Source organism: Marinobacter sp. M1C, from assembly GCF_023314135.1.
Classification (GTDB): Bacteria; Pseudomonadota; Gammaproteobacteria; order Pseudomonadales; family Oleiphilaceae; genus Marinobacter.
Genome location: NZ_CP092289.1, coordinates 1565595 through 1585959, shown reverse-complemented (window position 1 = coordinate 1585959; position 20365 = coordinate 1565595). Strand labels below are relative to the sequence as shown.

Below are 20365 nucleotides of genomic sequence, written 5' to 3'. Positions count from 1 at the left end.
GTGGCTCGTTCGTCGCATGAAGCCCGTGGCACAGGTCAGCACGGGCATTACATTATTTCGCAGACAACAAACTCGTCAGCAATGCCCGCAAACGGTTGGGTTTTACCGGCTTATTTAAAATCGGCAACCCCTGAGCCCGCATCAGCGAGCGCAGTTCATCGCCCCGATCTGCGGTAATAAGGGCCGCTGGCACCGGCGCGCCCAGTAGCTTCCGTATCGCTGAAATGGCCTGCCAGCCTGTTTTTTCATCATCCAGGTGGTAATCGGCGAGCACCGCCGCGGGTACGTTGTTTGTCTGCCGCAGGTACTCCAAAGCCTGATGCTCGTCAGGGCTGGCGATTACCAGACAGCCCCAGCGCTCCAGCAACAGCTTCATACTCGCGAGTATGGCCGGCTCGTTATCAATCACCATTACCCAAATGCCAGCGAATCCGTGAACAAAGCTGGGCACAATTTCAGTGGCCGGCAACGCAGCTCGACGGGCTGATTGCATGTCCACCGGCAGCACCAGCGAAAACCGCGAACCTCTGCCCGGCCGGGAAACCACCTCTACCCGGTAGCCCAGCACCGACACCATACGTTCAACGATGGCCAGCCCCAGCCCGGCACCCTGGCGCCCGCCGGTTCCTTGCGGCAACAACTGATGAAATTCGGTAAAAATATCCTTCAGCTTAGTTGCGTCAATACCCACACCGGTATCCCACACTTCAATACGCAGGCTGTCGCGGCGGGCTCTCAGTGCCAGTAGAACACGGCCGCTGAGGGTGTAGCGAAAGGCATTGCTCAGTAAATTACGAAGAATGCGTGTGAGCATACGCTGATCGGTTTTTATCAGCGCTGGGATAGTACGAACGTGAAACCGCACGCCGGCGTTGGTCGCCACCGCTTCGAATTCTTCACCCAGGCTTTTTGCCAGCGCAGCAACATCGGTCAGTAGCAGATCCGGCACCATGGCCTGCTGGTCCAGCTTTGAAATATCCAGCAAATCCGCTAGCAAGTCCTCGGCACCTTCAAGCGCGCGATGCACCTGGTGCACCATCCTCGCCTCTTCCGCCGGCAGCGCGCTTTCTTGCAGCGCCGATATGGTCAGGCGCGCGGCGTTTAAGGGTTGCAGTAAATCGTGGCTGGCCGCTGCCAGATATTTGTCTTTGCTGCGGTTCGCATCGCGCGCGGCTTGGGCGGTGATAACCAGTTCGCGCTCGACTTTTTCCCGTTCGGCAATCTGAAAATGTAGCCCAACGTTGGCGTTCTGCAGCGCCTGGGTGCGCTCTTCTACCCGGCGCTCCAGGTCAGCATTAACCTGCACCAGCTTCTGCCGCGCCTGCACCCGCTCGGTTATATCTGCCACAAACGCCTCAACCACCTCTGGCCCCAGATCTGGCCGCCTAAGCAGGGTGATAGCGACATTAACCGGCGTCGCATCGGCGCGACGCAGGCGGGTTTCGCGAGCACTCAGGCTGCCGCTATCTAATAGCTCCTGGCGCAATGCATCAAACTCATTGGCGCTGCAAAAAAGCTGTTCACGCAAGCGGATAACCCGGGATTGCAGGTCTTCAGCACTGAGGTAACCGCAGATTTTGGCCATGGCCGGGTTGCAAGCCAGAAAACCACCCCGTAAATCACCCTGAAAAATACCGTGGAGAGCCTTTTCAAACAGCCATTTATAGCGATTACGCTCCCGCTCTAACTCCTCCAGGCGCTCTTGCAGCGCGAGGTAATAGTTCTTGCGCACAGACTGGCGACCCAGCCCCAACAAATCACCCACCTCATAGCCACGGTCATCATCAAAGGGCTTCTTCATACACAACCTGAACATCTCTGAGTGACGACTTGCGAGGATTGGTCAAAATACATGGGTCCTGTAATGCAAAGCCAGAGAGAGACGGAATATCAGATACCCTAACCCCCAACTCTGACAACTTGGCCTCTAGCCCCACAGTGCGCTTGAGCTGAATAATACGACTCATCAAGCGTTTCTGAATTTCTGCCTGGCTCATGCCGCGTGTGTCAATATTCATGGCTTCTGCAACACGGCGAAAGCGCTCTTCCGCTGAGTGGAAATTGTAAGCCACCACGTGTTCTAGCAGCACCGCGTTGCATAATCCATGGGGCAAATCCAGAAAACCTCCCAGGCTGTGGGACATCGCGTGAACCGCACCCAGGATTGCGTTGGAAAACGCCAGACCGGCCTGCATGGACGCCAACATGATCTGCTCGCGCAAATACGCATCGGCGATATTAGCCACCAAGGGTTCCAAATTGCGGTTAATCAGGCGGATCGCTTCCAGCGCATGGGAATCGGTCAAGGGCCCGCTGCCCGTAGACACATAAGCCTCTATGGCATGCACCAGGGCGTCAACGCCGGTGCAGGCCGTCAGATAACTGCTCATGGTTTCGGTCACTTCGGGATCGATCAGCGAAACATCCGGCACAATGGCTTTGCTGATGATGGAAAATTTGAAGCGACGGACAGGGTCCGAAATGATGGCGAACTGTGACACATCAGCCGAGGTCCCGGCCGTGGTTGGAATCAGTATCATCGGCGGTGGCGGGTTTACGATGGTGTCCACCCCTTCAAAATCCAAAATATTGCGGCCATCGCTGACCACAATACCGATGCCCTTGGCGCAGTCCATGGGGCTGCCGCCGCCAATGGCCACAATCACATCGCACTCGGAGGATTTGTAGAGCTCGGCACCGGCCATAACCTCATCGACACGGGGATTCGCCGAAACACCAGTGTAAACCGTGGTACGTATGCTGGCATCGGTCAGCAAGGTGACGATTTCGCCCACCCAGCCGGCGGCCGCGACGCCTGGGTCAGACACCAGAAACACATGTTTTGCGCCAAAATTACTGGCAAAATTAGCGACAGACTTCCTTGATCCGGCTCCGAATACGATCTCTGGCGAGACAAATTTTCTTAAAGCGGATATGTCGTGACTCATGAACAAGCACTCGACGTTAAGTTTATTTTTATATGTAATAGCCGAGAGTTTAACTCAAGCTTTCTATGCATTCATGGGTGTTTCGACCATACCGTTGATAAAAGCTGCAAAGTGCCTCTAGCATGGCCGCTTGATTCGCCTGTTGTAAAAACCCGTGGCCTTCGTTCTGGAACCAGTGAAGCTCTGGTTTCTGCCCGGCTTGCTCCATGGCCGCGACCATCATGCGGGTCTGTTCGGGAACGACCACTTTATCCTGACCGCCCTGAAAAAAGATCACCGGCGCAGCCATTGCCGCCGCGCGTAACCGGGGGGTGCGGTCCTGCCAGCGTTGCGGATGGCGCTCGGGGCATCCCAACAACCAATCCAGATAACCGGATTCAAAGCGATGGGTCATGCGCCGCAGCTGCATAGGATCGGTCACGCCGAACTGGCTGGCGCCGGCGCTGTAGCGCTGATCCAAGCTCAGTGCCATCAACGCGGTATAACCGCCAGAACTGCGGCCCTGAATAAACACCTGATTGACATCGGCGTGGCCTGTGGCAACCAGGGCATCTGCAGCCCGCGCCATGTCTTCCACATCAATCTCGCCCCAGCGCTCTGCCAGTGCAAGCCGGAACGCCCTGCCGTACCCGCTGCTGCCACGATAGTTCACCTCCGCAACAGCAAAGCCGCGCTGGCACCAGAACTGAATCAGGGGGTTGAATACCGGATAGGCCGCGGAGGTTGGCCCACCGTGGGCGACCAGAATCAGAGCCGGTGGCTCTGTGCCGGGTGTCAGAGGCGAATACAAAAAGCCTTGGGGTGCGGTCGTTTCCTCGGCAAGGGCCGGAACTCGAAACGAGACGGGCTGCGCTAGGCTATGCCCGGGCAGCGCTGGCTCGCCACCGGCGACGACACTCGCCTCAGCACTTTGCGAATCTATTTTTAGCACCGCATCCAGGCAGCCCGGGGAACGTGCAATGGCATAAAGAAAATCGCCACAGGTGCACAGACTGCGAAAATCGCTGAACGCCGGCGCAATCCGTGCAGGGTTCGGATGGCCAGAGCCCGACAGCCACAGCTCGCCGCGGCCGAGGTCATAATGGGCGCGAGCCCAACCTCCCCCCAGTAGTGGGCAGTGGTGCACTTCACCCAGTTGCCAAGGCGCATTGGCGTGGTCGCATTCGGGCACCGCGGCTTTTGTCCAGATACTCGCGGGGTTCTGGGTGTCGAGTTGCCAGGGTTGCCACCAGCCCTCATGGTCAGACAGCACCCAAAGGTCCTGCCCCGCAAACACCGGCTGCTGAATAGACGCTGGTTGGGGAGCGGTATGCGCCCGAGGATTCTCCAGTGTGCCATCACCCGTTATGTTCGCCGTCCACACACGGGTTTGCAGCCAGGGCATATCGGGCAGTTGCCAGCTCACCCAGGCAATGTGCCGGCCGTCTGCCGACAACGCGGGCGCACTGTAAAAATCTTCGCCCTGGTGCAGCACCGTCAGCGCGCCATCTCGAGCCACCGCGACCAGTTGCTGAAAACCATCCGCCACGCCCTGCCCGGTTTCGCGTACTGCCAGCACCCGTTGCCGCAATGGATCAGCCCGCAATCCGCCATAGGCGGCGGTATCGGTCGTCAGCACTTGGCTTTGCTCGACACCCACGGGGATAAAATGAATGCGTTGATCGTCGCTAACGGCAAACACACCATCCGGTGCGGCAGCCAGGGCACCGCCCCCGTAGCCATTCACCCGACTGCGAAGATTGCGTAGATTCGTATCCAACGCAAACGGTGCCCCTTGGTCATCCAAGTGCCATATCCGGCTGGCGCCGGTTTCGGGTTCGTTTTGCAGCCAAAATACCCCAGCGTTTGACGCCACCAAACCTCTGCGCTGGATGTAACCAGCGCAGGCTTCAGTGGCGGTCAGTATGCCTTTGGAGGAAGGCTGGCTAACTGCGGAAGAACATACGGGAGTTGCCGGCGTTACGATAAGTCAGTTCCTCAATGCCCGCGGTGGCATGGTCGGCGGCCTGGCGTGCAGCCAGAACACGGTCGTGGTGGATCGATTTGCTGCACACCGGATCAGCATTGTCGGCGTTACCGGTCAGTAAAAAAGCCTGGCAGCGGCAGCCGCCAAAATCCTTTCCTTTCTCATCACAGGATTGGCACGGCTCCGGCATCCAGCTATCACCGCGGTAATGGTTGAAGCCCGGGCTGTCGTACCAGATGTGTTTCAAATCATTGTCGCGCACATTGGGAAAATCGATGGGCAACAAACGCGCGCTGTGGCAAGGCAGCGCCGCACCATCCGGTGCCACTGTCAAAAACAGACTGCCCCAACCGTTCATACAGGCTTTCGGGCGCTCCTCGTAATAGTCGGGGGTAACAAAAATCAGCTTCATGGCCGAGCCGGCGTCCAGCAGGCGCGCACGATACTGATTCACTTCACGCTCGGCTTTCTCCAGCTGTGCGAGTGACGGCATGAGGCCTTCGCGATTTTTGAACGCCCAACCGTAATACTGGCAGGTCGCCAGCTCTACGAAATCCGCCCCCAGGCGCTCACACAGCGCCATAATGTCGTTCATCTGGTGAATGTTGTGGCGGTGAATCACAAAATTCAGAACCATGGGATAGCCGGCTTCTTTCACCGCCCGCGCCATTGCCAGTTTTTGCTCAAACGCCTTGCGAGAACCGGCCAACGCGTTGTTCAGCTCTGGGTCTGAGGCCTGAAAACTGACCTGAATATGATCCAGCCCTGCGCTGGCGAAAGACTTTACTTTGGCTTCAGTCAGGCCCAGGCCAGACGTGATCAGATTGCTGTAATAACCCAGGTGCCGCGCTTCCGCAATCAGCTCTTGAAGATCTTGACGCACCAGCGGCTCACCGCCGGAAAATCCCAGCTGGGCCGCGCCCATTTCCCGTCCCTGGCGTAGCACTTTCACCCAGTCTTCCGTGCTGAGCTCACGCTCGGTCTGGGCAAAATCCAACGGGTTTGAACAGTACGGGCACTGCAACGGGCAGCGGTAGGTTAGCTCTGCCAGCAGCCATAAGGGTGGTCCGATGGTGCCCGCTTTCTGGCCGGTCAGCGTGGATGAAGGCATATTCATAAAAGTTCAATCCAATGTTGTTCGCAGGCGTGTTGCAGAAACTCGTTAACATCGCCCGCCAGCGGCCCTGCCTCGGGAAAGGCCTGTTCCAGCGCACTAACAATGTCCTGCACGCAGCGCTGGCCGTCCACCTCGCGCAGAATAGCGCCGGCGCTTTCGTTAAGCTTCACCATGCCCTCGGGGTAGAGCAACACATAGCCGTTCTGTACCGGCTCCCACTGAAACCGGAAGCCACGGCGGAAACGCGGTATGTTTCCAGCTGTTTCGCCAACTGCTGCCGAGTCTGCCATCACAGCCCCCTGTGCCAAACTTGCTGGTTGGTAACCGTATGGAACGGCGGCGTTTTGTGGCTGTAAGCCATGGTTAGAGCGTCTAGCAGGCTCCACAGAATGTCCAGTTTGAACTGCAGAATCTCCAAGGCGCGAGCTTGCTCGGCGGCGCTGGTGAAATATTCCAGCGTAATGGCCAGACCATGTTCAACATCGCGGCGGGCTTCTGACAGGCGCTTGCGGAAGTAGCTATAACCCGCCTCGTCAATCCAAGGATAATGCTGGGGCCAGCTGTCCAGACGAGACTGGTGAATTTCCGGCGCAAACAGCTCGGTCAGTGAGGAGCACGCCGCTTCTCGCCAGGTCGCGCGACGAGCAAAATTCAGGTAAGCGTCTACCGCAAAACGCACGCCGGGCAGAACATGGCGTTGGTCAATCACTTCTTCCCGAGTCAGCCCCACGGCTTCCGCCAGGCACAGCCAGGCTTCAATGCCGCCAACATCGCCGTCGTGACCATCGTGGTCGAGAATGCGCTGCAACCATTGTTTGCGAACGCTGGCGTCAGGGCAGTTGGCCATAATGGCCGCGTCTTTGCGCGGAATCATCACTTGGTAATAATAGCGGTTGGCCACCCAACCGCGAATTTGTTCGGGGCTACACTCGCCGCTGTACATAGCCTGGTGATACGGGTGGTGTATATGATAAAACCGACCTTTATTGCGTAATGCCTGTTCAAAATCCGCACGATTTAGGGTGGTGTTCACAATGGCGTTCATGGCGTCCCCGACAGATCAATGTGCATTCCGTCCCAGGCTACTTCGATTCCGTGTTGCGCCAATTGCGTTCGCTCCGCGGAGTCCTCGTTCAGAATCGGGTTGGTGTTGTTGATATGTATTAAGATTTTGCGGCTGGACGACATAGTATCTAACACCTCAATCATGCCACCAGGACCACTCTGGGCCAGATGACCCATGTCCTGACCGGTTTTTGTGCCGACTTTCTGGCGAATCATTTCGTCATCGTGCCACACGGTGCCGTCTACCATCAGAACATCTGCCTGGCGCATCCACTGCAGTATGTGCTCGTCAGGTTTACCCAGCCCCGGTGCGTAGAGCACAGTTGAACCCGTGCGCGTGTCTTCGATAAACACGCCAATATTGTCACCGGGGTGTGGCTGGTCGCGGCGGGGCGAATAGGGTGGCGCGTTGCTCAGCAACGGAATAGCGGTCAGTTTCAGATTCGGCGCGCAAGGAATAACAAACGCTTCGGCGACGCCGTCTCCCAGGGCAATTTCTTGCCATTGTAATCCTCCGTTCCAGTGTTCCAGCATCGGGAACAGCGGAAAACCCGAGCTAAGGTCTTCGTGCACCTGTGCGGTACACCAGATATCTAACGGTAGGCCTTCGCGAAGTGTAAGCAGGCCGGTTGTGTGATCCACCTGACTGTCGATCAACAACACGGCTGCAATACCGGTGTCGCGCAGCGCCCGCGCCGGCTGCATAGCAGGAAACGACGCCAGCTGGGCACGAATATCGGGGGAGGCATTAAAGAGTATCCAGCGTTCGCCGTCTTCACTGACCGCGATGGATGACTGGGTGCGTGCGTGAGCGTTAACGGTGCCCTTGCGCAGGCCATCGCAATTGGCACAATTGCAGTTCCACTGGGGGAAACCGCCGCCTGCCGCTGAGCCAAGAACCTGAATAAACATAAGCAGAAGCTCCGGAAGAAAAACAGCCAACGCCGGGGCGCTGGCTACTTCAGACTTCAGCGGTTGGCGAAGTACATAGTGACTTCGAAACCAATACGCAGATCTTCATAAGCTGGTTTTGTCCACATAATGCTTACCTCTTTTATCATGATTGTTTGCGCATCAAGGGAATACCGGCGCTTTCACCGCTTCCCCAAAACCCATCGTAAAGGTAGCAGCAAATGACCAATATGGTACTTTCGCACTGTTTTTAGTGCACCTTGTGTTGCAACTGAGGCCGTTCGCTGAGCACGCACGTTTTAGCGCGGCAAAACAAAAAAGGCCCACGGGGGGCCAAAGAAGAGCGACACATGACTGCCCCTCAAAAGGACTTAAAAGAAAGAACACCCGGCTGGCGCCGGGGTAAAAATAACACACGACCAATGTGCCAGCCCGGGCCTAGAAAAAGCCCAGTGGGTTGATGTCGTAGCTGGTCAGCATGCACTTGGTTTGCTGGTAGTGATCAAGCGCCAACTTATGGGTTTCACGACCAATACCGGATTTCTTATAACCACCGAAGGCGGCGTGGGCGGGATACGCGTGGAAGCAGTTCAGCCAGACCCGACCGGCCTGAATGTTGCGACCCATGCGGTAAGCCACGTTGGTATCACGGGACCAGACACCTGCGCCCAAGCCAAACTCGGTATCGTTGGCGATGGCCAGCGCTTCTTCCTCGGTTTTGAAGGTCGTTACCCCCACAACCGGGCCGAAGATCTCTTCCTGGAACACCCGCATCTTGTTGTCGCCCTTAAACAACGTGGGCTGGATGTAGAAGCCGTTAGCAAACTCGCCTTCCAGATGCTCGCGGCCGCCGCCGGTGAGCACTTCAGCGCCTTCTTGCTTGCCAATCTCAAGATATGACAGAATCTTGTCGAATTGTTCTTTGCTGGCCTGGGCGCCCACCTGAACGTCGGTATCCAGCGGGTTACCCCGCTTGATTGCCTTGGTGCGTGCAACCACTTGTTCCATGAACTCGTCGTACATGTCTTCCTGCACCAAGGCGCGGGACGGACAGGTACACACTTCACCCTGGTTGAAGAACGCCAAAACCAGGCCTTCAATGCACTTGTCGATGAATTCAGGCTCGGCTTTCATCACATCTGCGAAATAAATGTTTGGCGATTTGCCACCCAGTTCCACCGTGGACGGAATAAGGTTTTCAGCGGCGCATTTCAAAACGTGCGTGCCTACCGGTGTAGAGCCGGTAAAGGCGATTTTAGCAATGCGCTTGCTGGTCGCCAGTGCCTGGCCGGCTTCAATACCGTAACCGTTGACCACGTTAAGCACGCCCGGCGGCAGCAGGTCACCAATCAGCTCCATCAGTACCAGTATGCTCGCGGGCGTTTGCTCGGCCGGCTTCAGGACGGTGCAGTTGCCGGCCGCAAGGCATGGGCCAAGCTTCCAGGCCGCCATCAGAATCGGGAAGTTCCAAGGAATAATTTGCCCAACGACACCCAGCGGCTCGTGGAAATGATAGGCCACGGTGTTATGGTCGATTTCACCCATATGGCCTTCCTGAGCGCGAATACAACCGGCAAAATAGCGGAAGTGGTCAGCCGCCAGTGGAATGTCAGCGTTCAGAGTTTCACGAATGGCTTTGCCGTTGTCCCAAGTTTCTGCAACCGCCAGCAGTTCCAGGTTTTCTTCTATGCGGTCCGCTATTTTCAACAGAATGCGGGAACGCTCCTGTACCGACGTTCGGCCCCAAGCCGGCGCCGCTTTGTGTGCAGCGTCCAGTGCCAACTCGATATCTTCGGCGGTGGAACGGGGAATCTCACAAATCACATTACCGGTAATCGGCGTGATGTTGTCAAAATACTGCCCTTTTACCGGGGCAACCCACTCGCCGCCAATGTAGTTTCCATAACGCGCTTTGAAAGAAACGACCGAGCCTTCCTTTCCTGGTTGTGCGTAGATCATGGTTTCGACCTCTTTTTGTGTTTGTTGCTCACCAACGTGGGCTTTCGTATTTACCCACTCAATGTAGATACTAAACCTTTATCGTTGAATGATGCGATAGGGGTGAAATACTCATCCCTTAGTACTAATCGGCGCCAGCCGGCTGATCATAAAATCCAACCTTCTGGCGCCTGCTTTCATCGCACTCAGGAATCAGTTGCTGGCAACACGATCCTTCGGCAGTTTAAAGGTCCAGACCATACCGCCTTGGTTGAAGTCTTTGACCACCTTGGCCACTTCGCCGCCCCAAAGCGGAACCGCTCCGCCCCAACCTGACGATACAGAAACGAACTGCTCGCCATCCATCATCCAGGTCACCGGGGTGCCGACCACGCCTGAGCCGGTGTTGAATTTGTAAAGTTCTTCGCCCGTTTTGGCGTCAAACGCTTTTAAATAGCCCTCTGGCGTACCGGTGAACACCAGATTGCCGGCGGTGGTCATTACCCCGCCCCACAAAGGTGCCGGGTTTTCATAACGCCACACTTCCTCTCCGGTTTTGGGATCCATGGCGCGCAGTACGCCAATATAATCGTCATTTGTTGGTTTGATGGTGAAACCTGCGCCCAGATACGCTCCGCCTTTTTTGTAGGATACGGGCTCGTTCCAAATGTCCATTGACCACTCGTTTGAGGGTACGTAGAACAGGCCGGTGTCTTGGCTGAACGCCATCGGCATCCAGTTTTTACCGCCCAAGAAGGCCGGCTGCGCCAGAACCGTTTCGCCTTTCGTGCCGTCCATTGACGACGGATCACCCGGGCGCCCCTTTTCGGCATAAATCGGCCGGCCAGTTTTTGGATCAAGCCCCGTCGCCCAAGTGATTTTGTCCACAAACGGGAAGCCGCGAATGAAGTCGCCGTTTTCCCGGTTCAAAACATAGAAAAAGCCGTTGCGGTCGGCGGTGGCCGCGGCCATCACGGTTTTACCATTTTCTTCGTAATTGAACGAAATCAGCTCGTTAACGCCGTCATAATCCCAGCCGTCGTGGGGCGTGGTCTGAAAGTGCCACTTGATACTGCCGTCGTCTGGATCAATGGCCAGGCGCGAAGAGGAGAACAGGTTATCCCCCGGGCGCAAGTGCGAGTTCCAAGGTGCCGGGTTGCCAGTACCAAAAAATAACGAATCGGTGTCTGGGTCGTAAGTGCCGCCCAGCCACGGGGCCGCGCCACCGTTCTTCCACATGTCTCCAGGCCAGGTTTTACCTGCTTCACCGCCAGAAATACCGTTTTCAATGGCCTTACCATCTTTATACACGTAGCCCATATGGCCTTCTACCGTGGGTCTGGTCCAAACCAGATCACCTGTTTCGGGATCGTAAGCTTCCACTTTACCCACTACGCCAAACTCACCGCCAGCCACGCCAGTAATCAGTTTTCCTTTCACCACAATCGGGGCAGCGGTGATGGCATAGCCGGCCTGATAATTCGCGACTGTCTTGATCCAAACCGGCTTGCCGGTGTCTTTGTTCAAGGCAACCAGTTTGGCGTCCAGAGTGCCGAAGTAGACTTTATCACCGTAAAGGGCAACACCGCGGTTGACCACGTCGCAGCAGGGCATGATGCCATCTGGCAGGCGAGCGTCGTATTGCCATATTTCCTCGCCGGTTCTCGCGTCAATGGCGTAAACCCGTGAATAGGAAGCAGTCACGTACATCACACCATCTTTTATCATCGGCTGAGATTCTTGGCCGCGCATCTTTTCACTGCCAAAAGAAAACGCCCACGCGGGCTGTAAATAGCGGATGTTTTCAGTGTTCAAATCTTCAATGGTGCTGAATCGTTGCCCTTGAGTGCCCATGCCATAGCTGACAATGTCTTCTGGGGTGTTGGCATCGTTCAGAATGTCTTCGTCGGTTACCGCCTGGGCGCCGTAGGAAACGGCCAAAGCCAAGGCGCTGACGGCAATGCGAATGCCGAATCTATTCGATCTCATGGTTGCGCTCTCCGAGTCTCTTGTTGTCGGTTTTCGGTGAACCGGGAAGTTTTCCCGCCTCTGTACAGATTCTTCTCTTTACCGGTGCAATCAACAATGATTCCCCGGGCGTGGTTTTCTCATCACTTGGTCGTACTACCCTTACAAAAAACCCACGTCGAAGGCGTGGGTTTAAACAAAAATTGCGATGGTAGACCATCTGCAACCGGCGTCAGGGTTTACCTTCGGCCTGCGCAATCGCCTCTTCGCTCAGGAACGCCCGATAATATTGGGGCACGCTGTAGCGCAGGTTAACGTCAGCAAACATCCCTTCCAACTCCCCCGATTTAACGATGTTGCCCACAATCTCTTCAAGGGCATAACCCAGTTGTCGATGTGTGCTCTTGATGGCCATTCCCACATCCCAAACTTGCTTGCCAATACCCGGAAAAGCATTACCAGCCTGCCTGAACCCGCTGTTTTCAGCTTTCGACAACTCATGATCGATTTCAGCACGCATGCCCATGACGGCGCTGACCTCGCCATCGCGCATGGCACTGAACGCCTCGTGAACATTGGTGTAATGGCGAACCTGACCGCGAAGACGACCGTTCAGGCCAGAGGTCAGATAAAAGTCCGGCAAGGTGTCGATTTCCACGCCAATCGGGTGGTACTGAAACATCGCAATGGTTTCGACGGAGTCCATCTTTTGCGGGTTGTATGCAATTTGCCAGGTTTCTTGCTGGTAAGGACCAAACAGCACTACCTGCTCGTTTATATACTCGCCAGTAGAATCCTGCATATAGGCGTATTGTTTGTCGTAAGGCACCCGCATCATCACATCCGCCAGGCGCCGCTTGGCCAGATAGTGCCCTTTCCAGACGTTGTTGCGCAGGTCGTCCCCCAGGTTTTCATCCGGCACAATCCAGTGCACTTTGAACTCCACGCCCATAGCGGCAGCAATGCGCTTGCCCAGCTCCACATCAATGCCCTGGGGCTCGCCGTTCGCTAGGTAAGAATAGGGTGGAAAATTCTGGTATACCCCCACCTTCAGATAACCGGACTCAATAATGATGTCGTAAGTACGCTCAGCAGGCCGGTTCAGCAGCATGTCGCCGTCATCCACTTCCTGAGCCATACCCGTTTGAAAAAACAGCATCATTACCAAACATCGTAACAGCGCTTTCATTGCTTTCTCTCCAACAGCGAAAGGCCGGCATAATGCCAGCCCGGTAACGAACCGAAAATGTTTTTGGCCAGCACCATTCACTCAGGCTTTGGCAAGGATTCAACGTAGGTTCTGATGGCCCAAATCGCATTCTGATCCAGCGTTTTTTTCCACGACGGCATGCCCCGATCGGTACCATTCTGTACCCGGCCCATATAGTACTCGTCGTCCCATTCCTCGAGTTCGCGCAAATCTGGAGTTAAACCCCCGGACATTGCCCGAATTCCGTGGCAAGCAGCACAGTTGCCGGCGTAGGCGCTTTCACCAATCTGCACAGCCAGGGCGTTCGCATCGCCGTGGGAACCACCCTCACGGAACGGGTTTTCAAGCAGAAGATCGGCGCCCAATACTGGAAGGTCGCCGGTATCTACCGGTTGTGGGGTGACATTGCCGTGCGCTATCACCAAACCCGCGGTGCTCAGTAAGGCTGCCGTTGCGAGTGCTTTGAGTGAGAAGGAGATTGCCATGGTTGTTACCTCTATTGATTCTTTGTGCTCTGGCGGTTGGATTTGTGAGACGCCAGTATCTCCAAACAGTGTAAGAAACTCGCCAGCAAATCCGAATGGCACTTTGGAGGTTTCGGCTTAGTTCCTTGGTAGTAGTACAGTCGGAGCTAAGGCCAAAGCGCGAGAGGCCCAACGTAAGCCTCCTCGCCATGTTAAACAGGCTGATTGGGAGCGGAATAGTCCTTTAGTACTGGCAGTTTCCTACTTTCTGAATATTCCCGGGACTTTTGACCTTCACTAAGCTAACCACACAATAAAAATCCGGAGAGCCTCATGTTTCGATTTGCATTCCTGATCGTCACGTTTTTGTTTACCACTTTGACCGCAATGCTCTCCTTTGCGGCGGACACAGTGAATGTGAAAGTCGGCTACGTGCAGTGGACGCCTGACTCAGGCCCAGTGCTGTCAAACGTGCTTCCCGAGCCTGAAGACGCAGGCCTGCGGGGCGCCGAACTGGCCATGGCTGACAACAGCACCACCGGAAAATTCATGGGCCACCGCTATGAACTGGCCACTCAGGTGGCCGATTCGGAACAGGCCGCTATTGCTGCGTTTGAAAATCTGCAGCAACAGGGTGTGCAGTTGTTTGTGATCAACGCGCCCGCCAGCACACTCGCCGCCATTATGGACAAAGCCGCGGCCGATACATTGGTGTTCAACGCAGGCGCTGCAGATGATGCACTGCGCACCCGCGAGTGCCACAACAACCTGCTGCACACCATTCCCAGCTACGCCATGCTGACAGATGCCCTTGGCCAATGGTTGCAAATGCGGCGCTGGAACGAGGTGTTCCTGATCACCGGCCCCACCGAAGCCGATGTGGCCTGGGCCAACGCCTTTCGCCGCTCGGCCAAGCGCTTTGGCATCGACATTGTTGAAGATAAACCCTGGACTTTCGACACCGATTTACGCCGTACAGCCTCCAAAGAGTTACCGTTATTCACCCAGGCTAAAGATTACGATGCGGTGGTGGTGGCCGATGTGCGCGGTGATTTTGGTGAATACGTGCCCTTTAACACCTGGCTGCCAAGGCCGGTGGTGGGTACCCAAGGAATGTCGCCCGTAGCCTGGCACCGGGTGGTTGAAAGCTGGGGGGCGGCGCAATTGCAAAGCCGCTTTCAAGAATTGGCGGGGCGCGATATGAACAGTGCAGACTATGCCGCTTGGGCCGCTGTGCGATCTGTAGGCACCGCTGTAACACAGGCTGGCAGCGCCGATGCCAGCAGCGTTCGCCAGCTTATTTTCAGTGACCGCTTTCAGCTGGCGGCTTTTAAAGGCCGAAAATTAACCTATCGCCAGTGGAATGGCCAGCTGCGCCAACCAATTCCACTGGTGCACCCGCGGGGACTGGTGGCAACTGCACCGTTTGAAGGTTTTATTCACCCCCTAACCGAAATGGATACCCTCGGCTTTGATGAGCCGGAAAGCACGTGTCGTATCAACGGTTGACCGCCTGAGCGCGCGCCATTCAGAACAATAAGGAGTTAACCCATGAAATCGCTGCTCAAAAAAACGGCTTTGGCCGCCCTGCTCGGGCTGTCTGCACCTGCGATGGCCAGCCTGGCTTACGTGTCCAATGAAAAGGACAACACTCTGTCTGTTATTGACACAGAAACCATGGAGGTTATTGAAACAATTGATGTTGGCGCAAGGCCACGGGGCATTTTGTTGTCCAAGGACTTCACCAAACTGTACATCTGCGCCAGCGACGACGATACCGTTCAGGTGCTGGACTTGGCCACCCGCAAGATAATCGACACCCTGCCCTCGGGTGAAGATCCGGAGCAGTTCGCGCTGCACCCTAATAACAAGCATTTGTACATCGCCAACGAAGACGACGACATCGTGACCGTGGTGGATGTGACCACTAAAATCGTGCTTGCCCAGATTGATGTTGGCATTGAACCCGAAGGCATGGCCGTGAGCCCGGACGGAAAATGGGCGGTGAACACGTCAGAAACCACCAGCATGCTGCACTGGATCAATACCGAGACGTTTGAAATTGACAAGAACATAGTGATTGGTCAACGGCCGCGCCACGTGGAATTCAGCCAGGACAGCAAGATCGCCTGGGCCTCGGCTGAAATCGGCGGCACCGTGCACATTATTGACGTGGACAAGCTTGAGCAGATTCACGAAATGTCTTTCAAGGTGCCCGGCGTGAATCAGGACCGTGTGCAGCCAGTGGGCATTGAGCTGACGTCTGACGGCAGATATGCTTTTGTCGCACTTGGACCCGCTAATCATGTCGCCGTGGTGAATGCCAAAACCTATGAAGTTCTTGACTACCTGCTGGTGGGCAGCCGGGTGTGGCAGCTGGATCTGAACAAAGACGAAACCCAGCTTTATACCACCAACGGTGTGTCTGGCGATGTGTCGGTTATTGACCTGGACGATATGAAAGTTATCAAATCCATCAAAGTAGGCCGCTACCCTTGGGGTGTGGTTATCGACCCAAAATCATGACACTGGCAGCACGGAATATCGGTTTTTGCTACGGCAGAAAACCGGTACTGACCGACATCAGCTTTGCCCTCGACAGTGGGCGTTTCCACGCGCTGCTGGGTCCCAACGGGGCTGGCAAGTCGACCCTTTTCGGCCTGCTGACCAGGCTGTTGGCGCTGCAGCAAGGTGACATTCTGTTCGCCGAGCAATCACTGAAAAAACACCCCGCCGAGGCCATGCGCCAGATTGGCGTGGTGTTTCAACAAAATGCGCTGGATCTTGATTTAACGGTGCGCCAGAACTTGATGTACCACAGTGCGCTGCACGGGCTTTCGCGCAAACAGGCGCGGCTGCGAGGCGACCAGGAACTGGAACGCTTCGGCTTGCTGGACCGGGCCAAAGACCCCGTAAGGACACTGAATGGCGGCCATAGGCGACGGGTAGAAATTGCCCGCGCTTTACTACATCAACCAACACTGCTGCTTTTAGACGAGCCTACCGCGGGGCTGGACATCGCTAGCCGCAAGGCGTTGAACGACCACGTGCGACAACTGTGCGCAGACGATAATCTGACGGTGCTCTGGGCCACTCATTTGATTGAGGAGGTTGCAGCACAAGACCGGGTCATGATTTTGCACCAAGGCAAGCTGTTGGCCGATGGCCCCGGGCAAGAATTGTGCAGCCGGGCAGGCACCACTACCTTGGCTGAAACCTTTGAATTGCTCACCGGAGTTGGCTCATGAAACCCGCAGCCTACTGGCATTGCTTTGCCGGCATTCAAACCCGTGAATGGCTGCGCTTCTGGCAACAACGCACCCGATTTGCCAGCGCGTTAGTTCGCCCACTACTTTGGCTGGTGGTATTTGCCGCCGGTTTTCGAGCCGTCCTTGGTATCTCCATTATTCCGCCCTATCAAACCTACATCACCTACGAAACCTACATTGCACCGGGGCTGTGCGGCATGATCATTCTGTTCAACAGCATGCAGGGCGCGCTGTCGATGGTGTACGACCGCGAACTGGGCAGCATGCGGGTGCTATTGATGAGCCCTCTGCCGCGGCCCTTCCTGCTGGTTACAAAACTGCTGGCCATGGGCGTGGTGTCGGTGATTCAGGTGTATATCTTCTTATTTGTCGCCTTGTTGGTAGATGTGGAACCGCCAACGTGGGGTTACCTTGCCGTGCTGCCGGCACTGATTCTGGCGAGTTTAATGCTAGGCGCGCTGGGACTGCTGATTGCTACCTGGATCAAGCAACTGGAGAACTTTGCCGGGGTAATGAACTTTGTCATTTTCCCGATGTTTTTTATGTCTTCGGCATTGTATCCGCTGTGGCGCATGAACGAAGCCAGCCCCTGGCTATATTGGGTATGCCAGTTCAACCCGTTTACCCATGCGGTGGAAGCCATTCGTTTCTCGCTTTACTTGCAGTGGAGTCCGTTAGCCTGGGGTGTGAGTACAGGGGTTACCGTGGTGCTGGTCATTTTGGCCACGGCGGGCTTCCGGCCACAGAGAACAAAAATACTGGGCACTAAACCAGCCTGAATGTTGGGCTGTATTCAACGCTTAATACCCAGGCTTTTGTCTAGCCCGCTCGTTCAGACTCTCTTAGTTTTCCTAACAGACGCTGGATCTGACCGGGCTGTTCAATCGCACCATCCCACTGCAGCCGCGCCGGCGCGCCATCGAGATACCACAGTCGATTGGCCAGCGTTGCGGCATCCCCACCATCGTGGGTCACGCAAATCATCGCCATGGCGGGATTGACATCCAGAATTCCCGCAACCAGCTGTTTAAGATCACCCGCCATAACCGGGTCAAGAGACGCAAAAGGTTCGTCTAGCAGCAGCAATTCGGGCTTGACCGCCAGGCACCGAGCCAATGCGGCGCGACGGGCCATACCCAGTGACAACTGATCAGGCAAGTAGTGGCCGTAACCGGCCAAACCTACCCGGGCAAGGTAGTCGTCAGCCTCTGGCGCCGAGACCCCCACAAGCTCCAAGTTGGCCCTCAGGCTGCGCCAGGGCAACAGACGATGCTCCTGGAACAAGTACCCAATTCGAACTTCCCGGCGGCCAATAATGGCGCTTCCCGGCACACTCGAATCCAGCCCGGCAATGGCGTTCAGCAAGGTGGTTTTGCCGATGCCGGAGGGGCCAAGTAGGCAAATACGATCGCCAGACTTCACCACAGTGGCGATTTCGCCCAACACCGGCTGAGCAAAATCGCGACCAGCAATGCACAGCTCAAGCATGGGCTTGCTCAGGCTGGCGCCAGCGGCTGCACCGGCGCTCCAGCGGTTGCAGAATGGCCAGCTCTATCAGTTGGACCACAGCAATAAATGCCAGGCTATAGGCGAGAATAGCGGCCACGTCGAAAATCTGGAAAGCCATCTGGAGCTGAAAACCCACCCCGCTGGAACGGCCCAACAACTCTACCACTAACACGATTTTCCAGATTAAGGCCAGGCCACCCCTGGTGGCAGCCATCAGGTAGGGAAACAATTGCGGCACCCAAACGTCGCGGAACCGCTGCCAACGGCTGAAACGATAAACCGTTGCCATATCCTCCAGCCGGAAGTCCAGGCTGCGGGCGCCTTCGCGCACTGTTACGGCAACGTTGGGAACTTTATTGATGACCACGGCCATGATCGCTGCCGACTCAACGAGACCAAACCAGACGTACATCAGAATGATGGTAACCAATGCAGGCAGGTTCAGCAGCAAAACCAGTAGCGGATCGAAAAGAGCATTAATGAAGATTGAACGGCCCATTGCCAGGCCGATCAGAATACCCAGCGACATCGCTAGAAAAAACGCCAACACCACCCTGCGCAAGGTGGCGGACAGGTGGTACCAAAGATCACCGGAATTGGCTTCCCGCATCAGGCTGTCCAGCACATCCGATGGCGACGGTAACAGCGGCGACTGGATCAGCCCCGATACCAGCGCCCACAGCACAAGCACCGATGGCAATACAATCCAGTAGGTCCATATCGGCGGCCGCCCCGGTTTCGAAGCGCCTCCACCGTTGGTCATGGCTGCGGCCGATAAAACAGGCGCGCGGGCATAAACGATCCCGCATCGGCACCCGTTAGAACCAACAACTCTCTTAAGTCAGCAATGCGATCGTCCGTCAGAGGTTCCGGGTTTCCGGCAATGAAACCGTCTCGCAGAGCACTGAATACGCCAGCCTCCGGATTCTGAAGAAGTGGCCGTAACCGCTCCCAGGCTAACGGCCGGGCTGCAAGCTCTGCTTTTGCTTCAGCAACCGAACCGGCAAAACGGTCAAGCAGCTCTTTGTGTTGGTTTGCCCATTTTTCCGGAAACACATACCCCAGAACGGGCAAACTGGGGTCCAGGTTCATGGCAACCAGCAAATCGGTCATACCAAAAGCCGAACGCCAGCCTCCCTCTTCCCCGTGCTCTCCCTTCAATCGAGCAGCAAAATGCCAGTAGGTGACTATGGCATCCATTTGCCCCCTTTTGAGCCCTTGGCTCAGCAACGGGGGTGCGGCAAACTGGACCTCGGTCGAACCTGCAAGGTCGATACCCTGTTGGGAAGCCACCTTCTGCAGAAGCACCCAGCCCTTGCTGTCTGGGCCTCCCGCTACGCCAATACGCAGGCCTTGAAGGTCGGCCAGGTTGCGAACGCCAGAACTTTCCGACACTACAATGTCGCCAATCTGGGATGAAAAGGGTAAGTACAGATAGGGGCTACCGGCCTGATACCGTGACTGTGCCCAAAGCAGATCGGCCACAGCAGCGTTCGCTGAACCACTGACAACGGCAAGGTGCGATGCCGAAAGGTTAGCTACCACCTTCAAAACCAGGCGGTAGCCATGCTTGCGGTCCAGCTGCTGATGTACGATGTGGTCCAGCTCCCAGTGCGCCGTACCAAACTGCAACACACTCACCGACAGTTCAGGCAGTTCTGGATCTGATTTTATGGATTCCGCCTGGGCAATCGATCCAAAACACTGAATCGTGACCAGCATAGCGATGCCAGTAAGTACCGAAAAACGCAAATTTCGTTGTGGTTTATTCATCTCCACACAATACGAACCAGAGCGACTCGCAAATATTGTACTTTGGTGTCTGTTTTTTGGTGCGATGGTCGCATTCAACTCAACAACGACATAACGTGTAATAGGCTTATTACAATAACAACCAGAGGTCCGCAGGCCACATTGGCCGCAGGAAACTCGCCGCCCAGGAATCGCTATGCTTGCCAAGCCGCATGCCACACATTCGCCTGAAACCCGCTATGATGAA

The 20365-nt window shown here is 55.9% G+C and carries 19 protein-coding genes; 4 read left to right on the top strand and 15 right to left on the bottom strand.

Annotated elements, in window-relative coordinates:
- Nucleotides 1-52: 52 nt before the first annotated feature.
- The 12 genes from MIH19_RS07560 to pedF form a co-directional block, all read right to left on the bottom strand.
- Nucleotides 53-1801 (bottom strand): ATP-binding protein, encoded by a 1749-nt coding sequence (locus MIH19_RS07560; protein WP_249008278.1) that lies wholly within the window; start codon nt 1799-1801, stop codon nt 53-55.
- Nucleotides 1785-2948 carry an alcohol dehydrogenase-like regulatory protein ErcA gene (ercA, locus tag MIH19_RS07555; protein WP_249008277.1) on the bottom strand — a complete coding sequence of 388 codons (1164 nt, stop codon included), beginning with the start codon at nt 2946-2948 and terminating at the stop codon, nt 1785-1787. The genes MIH19_RS07560 and ercA overlap by 17 nt, the downstream gene beginning before the upstream one ends.
- A gap of 49 nt (nt 2949-2997) precedes the next feature.
- Nucleotides 2998-4803: a prolyl oligopeptidase family serine peptidase gene (locus MIH19_RS07550; protein WP_249008276.1), complete on the bottom strand. Its 1806-nt coding sequence runs from the start codon at nt 4801-4803 to the stop codon at nt 2998-3000.
- Between the two features lie 70 nt (nt 4804-4873).
- Nucleotides 4874-6031, bottom strand: coding sequence for a pyrroloquinoline quinone biosynthesis protein PqqE (gene pqqE, locus MIH19_RS07545; RefSeq protein WP_249008275.1), 1158 nt, complete (start codon nt 6029-6031; stop codon nt 4874-4876).
- Nucleotides 6028-6321 carry a pyrroloquinoline quinone biosynthesis peptide chaperone PqqD gene (pqqD, locus tag MIH19_RS07540; protein WP_249008274.1) on the bottom strand — a complete coding sequence of 98 codons (294 nt, stop codon included), beginning with the start codon at nt 6319-6321 and terminating at the stop codon, nt 6028-6030. Before pqqD ends, pqqE begins: the two co-directional genes overlap by 4 nt.
- Complete coding sequence (gene pqqC / locus MIH19_RS07535; protein ID WP_249008273.1) at nt 6321-7076, bottom strand: pyrroloquinoline-quinone synthase PqqC; 756 nt, start codon at nt 7074-7076, stop codon at nt 6321-6323. The genes pqqD and pqqC overlap by 1 nt, the downstream gene beginning before the upstream one ends.
- The gene (gene pqqB / locus MIH19_RS07530) at nt 7073-8008 is read right to left on the bottom strand and encodes a pyrroloquinoline quinone biosynthesis protein PqqB (protein ID WP_249008272.1); all 936 of its coding nucleotides are present in this window, start codon (nt 8006-8008) and stop codon (nt 7073-7075) included. The genes pqqC and pqqB overlap by 4 nt, the downstream gene beginning before the upstream one ends.
- A gap of 56 nt (nt 8009-8064) precedes the next feature.
- Complete coding sequence (gene pqqA / locus MIH19_RS07525) at nt 8065-8136, bottom strand: pyrroloquinoline quinone precursor peptide PqqA (protein ID WP_007153157.1); 72 nt, start codon at nt 8134-8136, stop codon at nt 8065-8067.
- Nucleotides 8137-8446: 310 nt separating this feature from the next.
- Nucleotides 8447-9967: an aldehyde dehydrogenase family protein gene (locus tag MIH19_RS07520; protein WP_249008271.1), complete on the bottom strand. Its 1521-nt coding sequence runs from the start codon at nt 9965-9967 to the stop codon at nt 8447-8449.
- A gap of 192 nt (nt 9968-10159) precedes the next feature.
- A complete protein-coding gene (locus tag MIH19_RS07515) occupies nt 10160-11935 on the bottom strand; it encodes a PQQ-dependent methanol/ethanol family dehydrogenase (RefSeq protein WP_249008270.1) in 1776 nt (591 codons plus the stop codon).
- 211 nt (nt 11936-12146) lie between these two features.
- Entirely contained in the window at nt 12147-13103 is a 957-nt protein-coding gene (locus MIH19_RS07510; RefSeq protein WP_249008269.1) for a transporter substrate-binding domain-containing protein, read from the bottom strand.
- 77 nt (nt 13104-13180) lie between these two features.
- Nucleotides 13181-13609, bottom strand: coding sequence for a cytochrome c-550 PedF (pedF, locus tag MIH19_RS07505; RefSeq protein ID WP_249008268.1), 429 nt, complete (start codon nt 13607-13609; stop codon nt 13181-13183).
- Nucleotides 13610-13921: 312 nt separating this feature from the next.
- Here pedF and MIH19_RS07500 point away from each other — a divergent pair, with 312 nt between their 5' ends.
- From MIH19_RS07500 to MIH19_RS07485, 4 genes are read left to right on the top strand one after another with little or no spacing between them, the layout of a single operon-like run.
- On the top strand, nt 13922-15097 hold the full coding sequence (locus tag MIH19_RS07500) for an ABC transporter substrate-binding protein (RefSeq protein ID WP_249008267.1): 1176 nt from the start codon (nt 13922-13924) through the stop codon (nt 15095-15097).
- Nucleotides 15098-15139: 42 nt separating this feature from the next.
- Nucleotides 15140-16114: a PQQ-dependent catabolism-associated beta-propeller protein gene (locus MIH19_RS07495; protein ID WP_249008266.1), complete on the top strand. Its 975-nt coding sequence runs from the start codon at nt 15140-15142 to the stop codon at nt 16112-16114.
- The gene (locus MIH19_RS07490; RefSeq protein WP_249008265.1) at nt 16111-16836 is read left to right on the top strand and encodes an ATP-binding cassette domain-containing protein; all 726 of its coding nucleotides are present in this window, start codon (nt 16111-16113) and stop codon (nt 16834-16836) included. Before MIH19_RS07495 ends, MIH19_RS07490 begins: the two co-directional genes overlap by 4 nt.
- Nucleotides 16833-17636: an ABC transporter permease gene (locus MIH19_RS07485; protein ID WP_249008264.1), complete on the top strand. Its 804-nt coding sequence runs from the start codon at nt 16833-16835 to the stop codon at nt 17634-17636. The genes MIH19_RS07490 and MIH19_RS07485 overlap by 4 nt, the downstream gene beginning before the upstream one ends.
- 40 nt (nt 17637-17676) lie before the next feature.
- Here MIH19_RS07485 and MIH19_RS07480 read toward each other — a convergent pair whose 3' ends face one another.
- Genes MIH19_RS07480 through MIH19_RS07470 form a run of 3 tightly spaced genes read right to left on the bottom strand, consistent with a single transcriptional unit; the run spans nt 17677 to nt 20139 of the window.
- Nucleotides 17677-18345: an ATP-binding cassette domain-containing protein gene (locus MIH19_RS07480; protein ID WP_249008263.1), complete on the bottom strand. Its 669-nt coding sequence runs from the start codon at nt 18343-18345 to the stop codon at nt 17677-17679.
- Entirely contained in the window at nt 18338-19129 is a 792-nt protein-coding gene (locus MIH19_RS07475; protein ID WP_249008262.1) for an ABC transporter permease, read from the bottom strand. The genes MIH19_RS07480 and MIH19_RS07475 overlap by 8 nt, the downstream gene beginning before the upstream one ends.
- Nucleotides 19126-20139 carry an ABC transporter substrate-binding protein gene (locus tag MIH19_RS07470; RefSeq protein WP_249008261.1) on the bottom strand — a complete coding sequence of 338 codons (1014 nt, stop codon included), beginning with the start codon at nt 20137-20139 and terminating at the stop codon, nt 19126-19128. Before MIH19_RS07470 ends, MIH19_RS07475 begins: the two co-directional genes overlap by 4 nt.
- Nucleotides 20140-20365 lie beyond the last annotated feature (226 nt).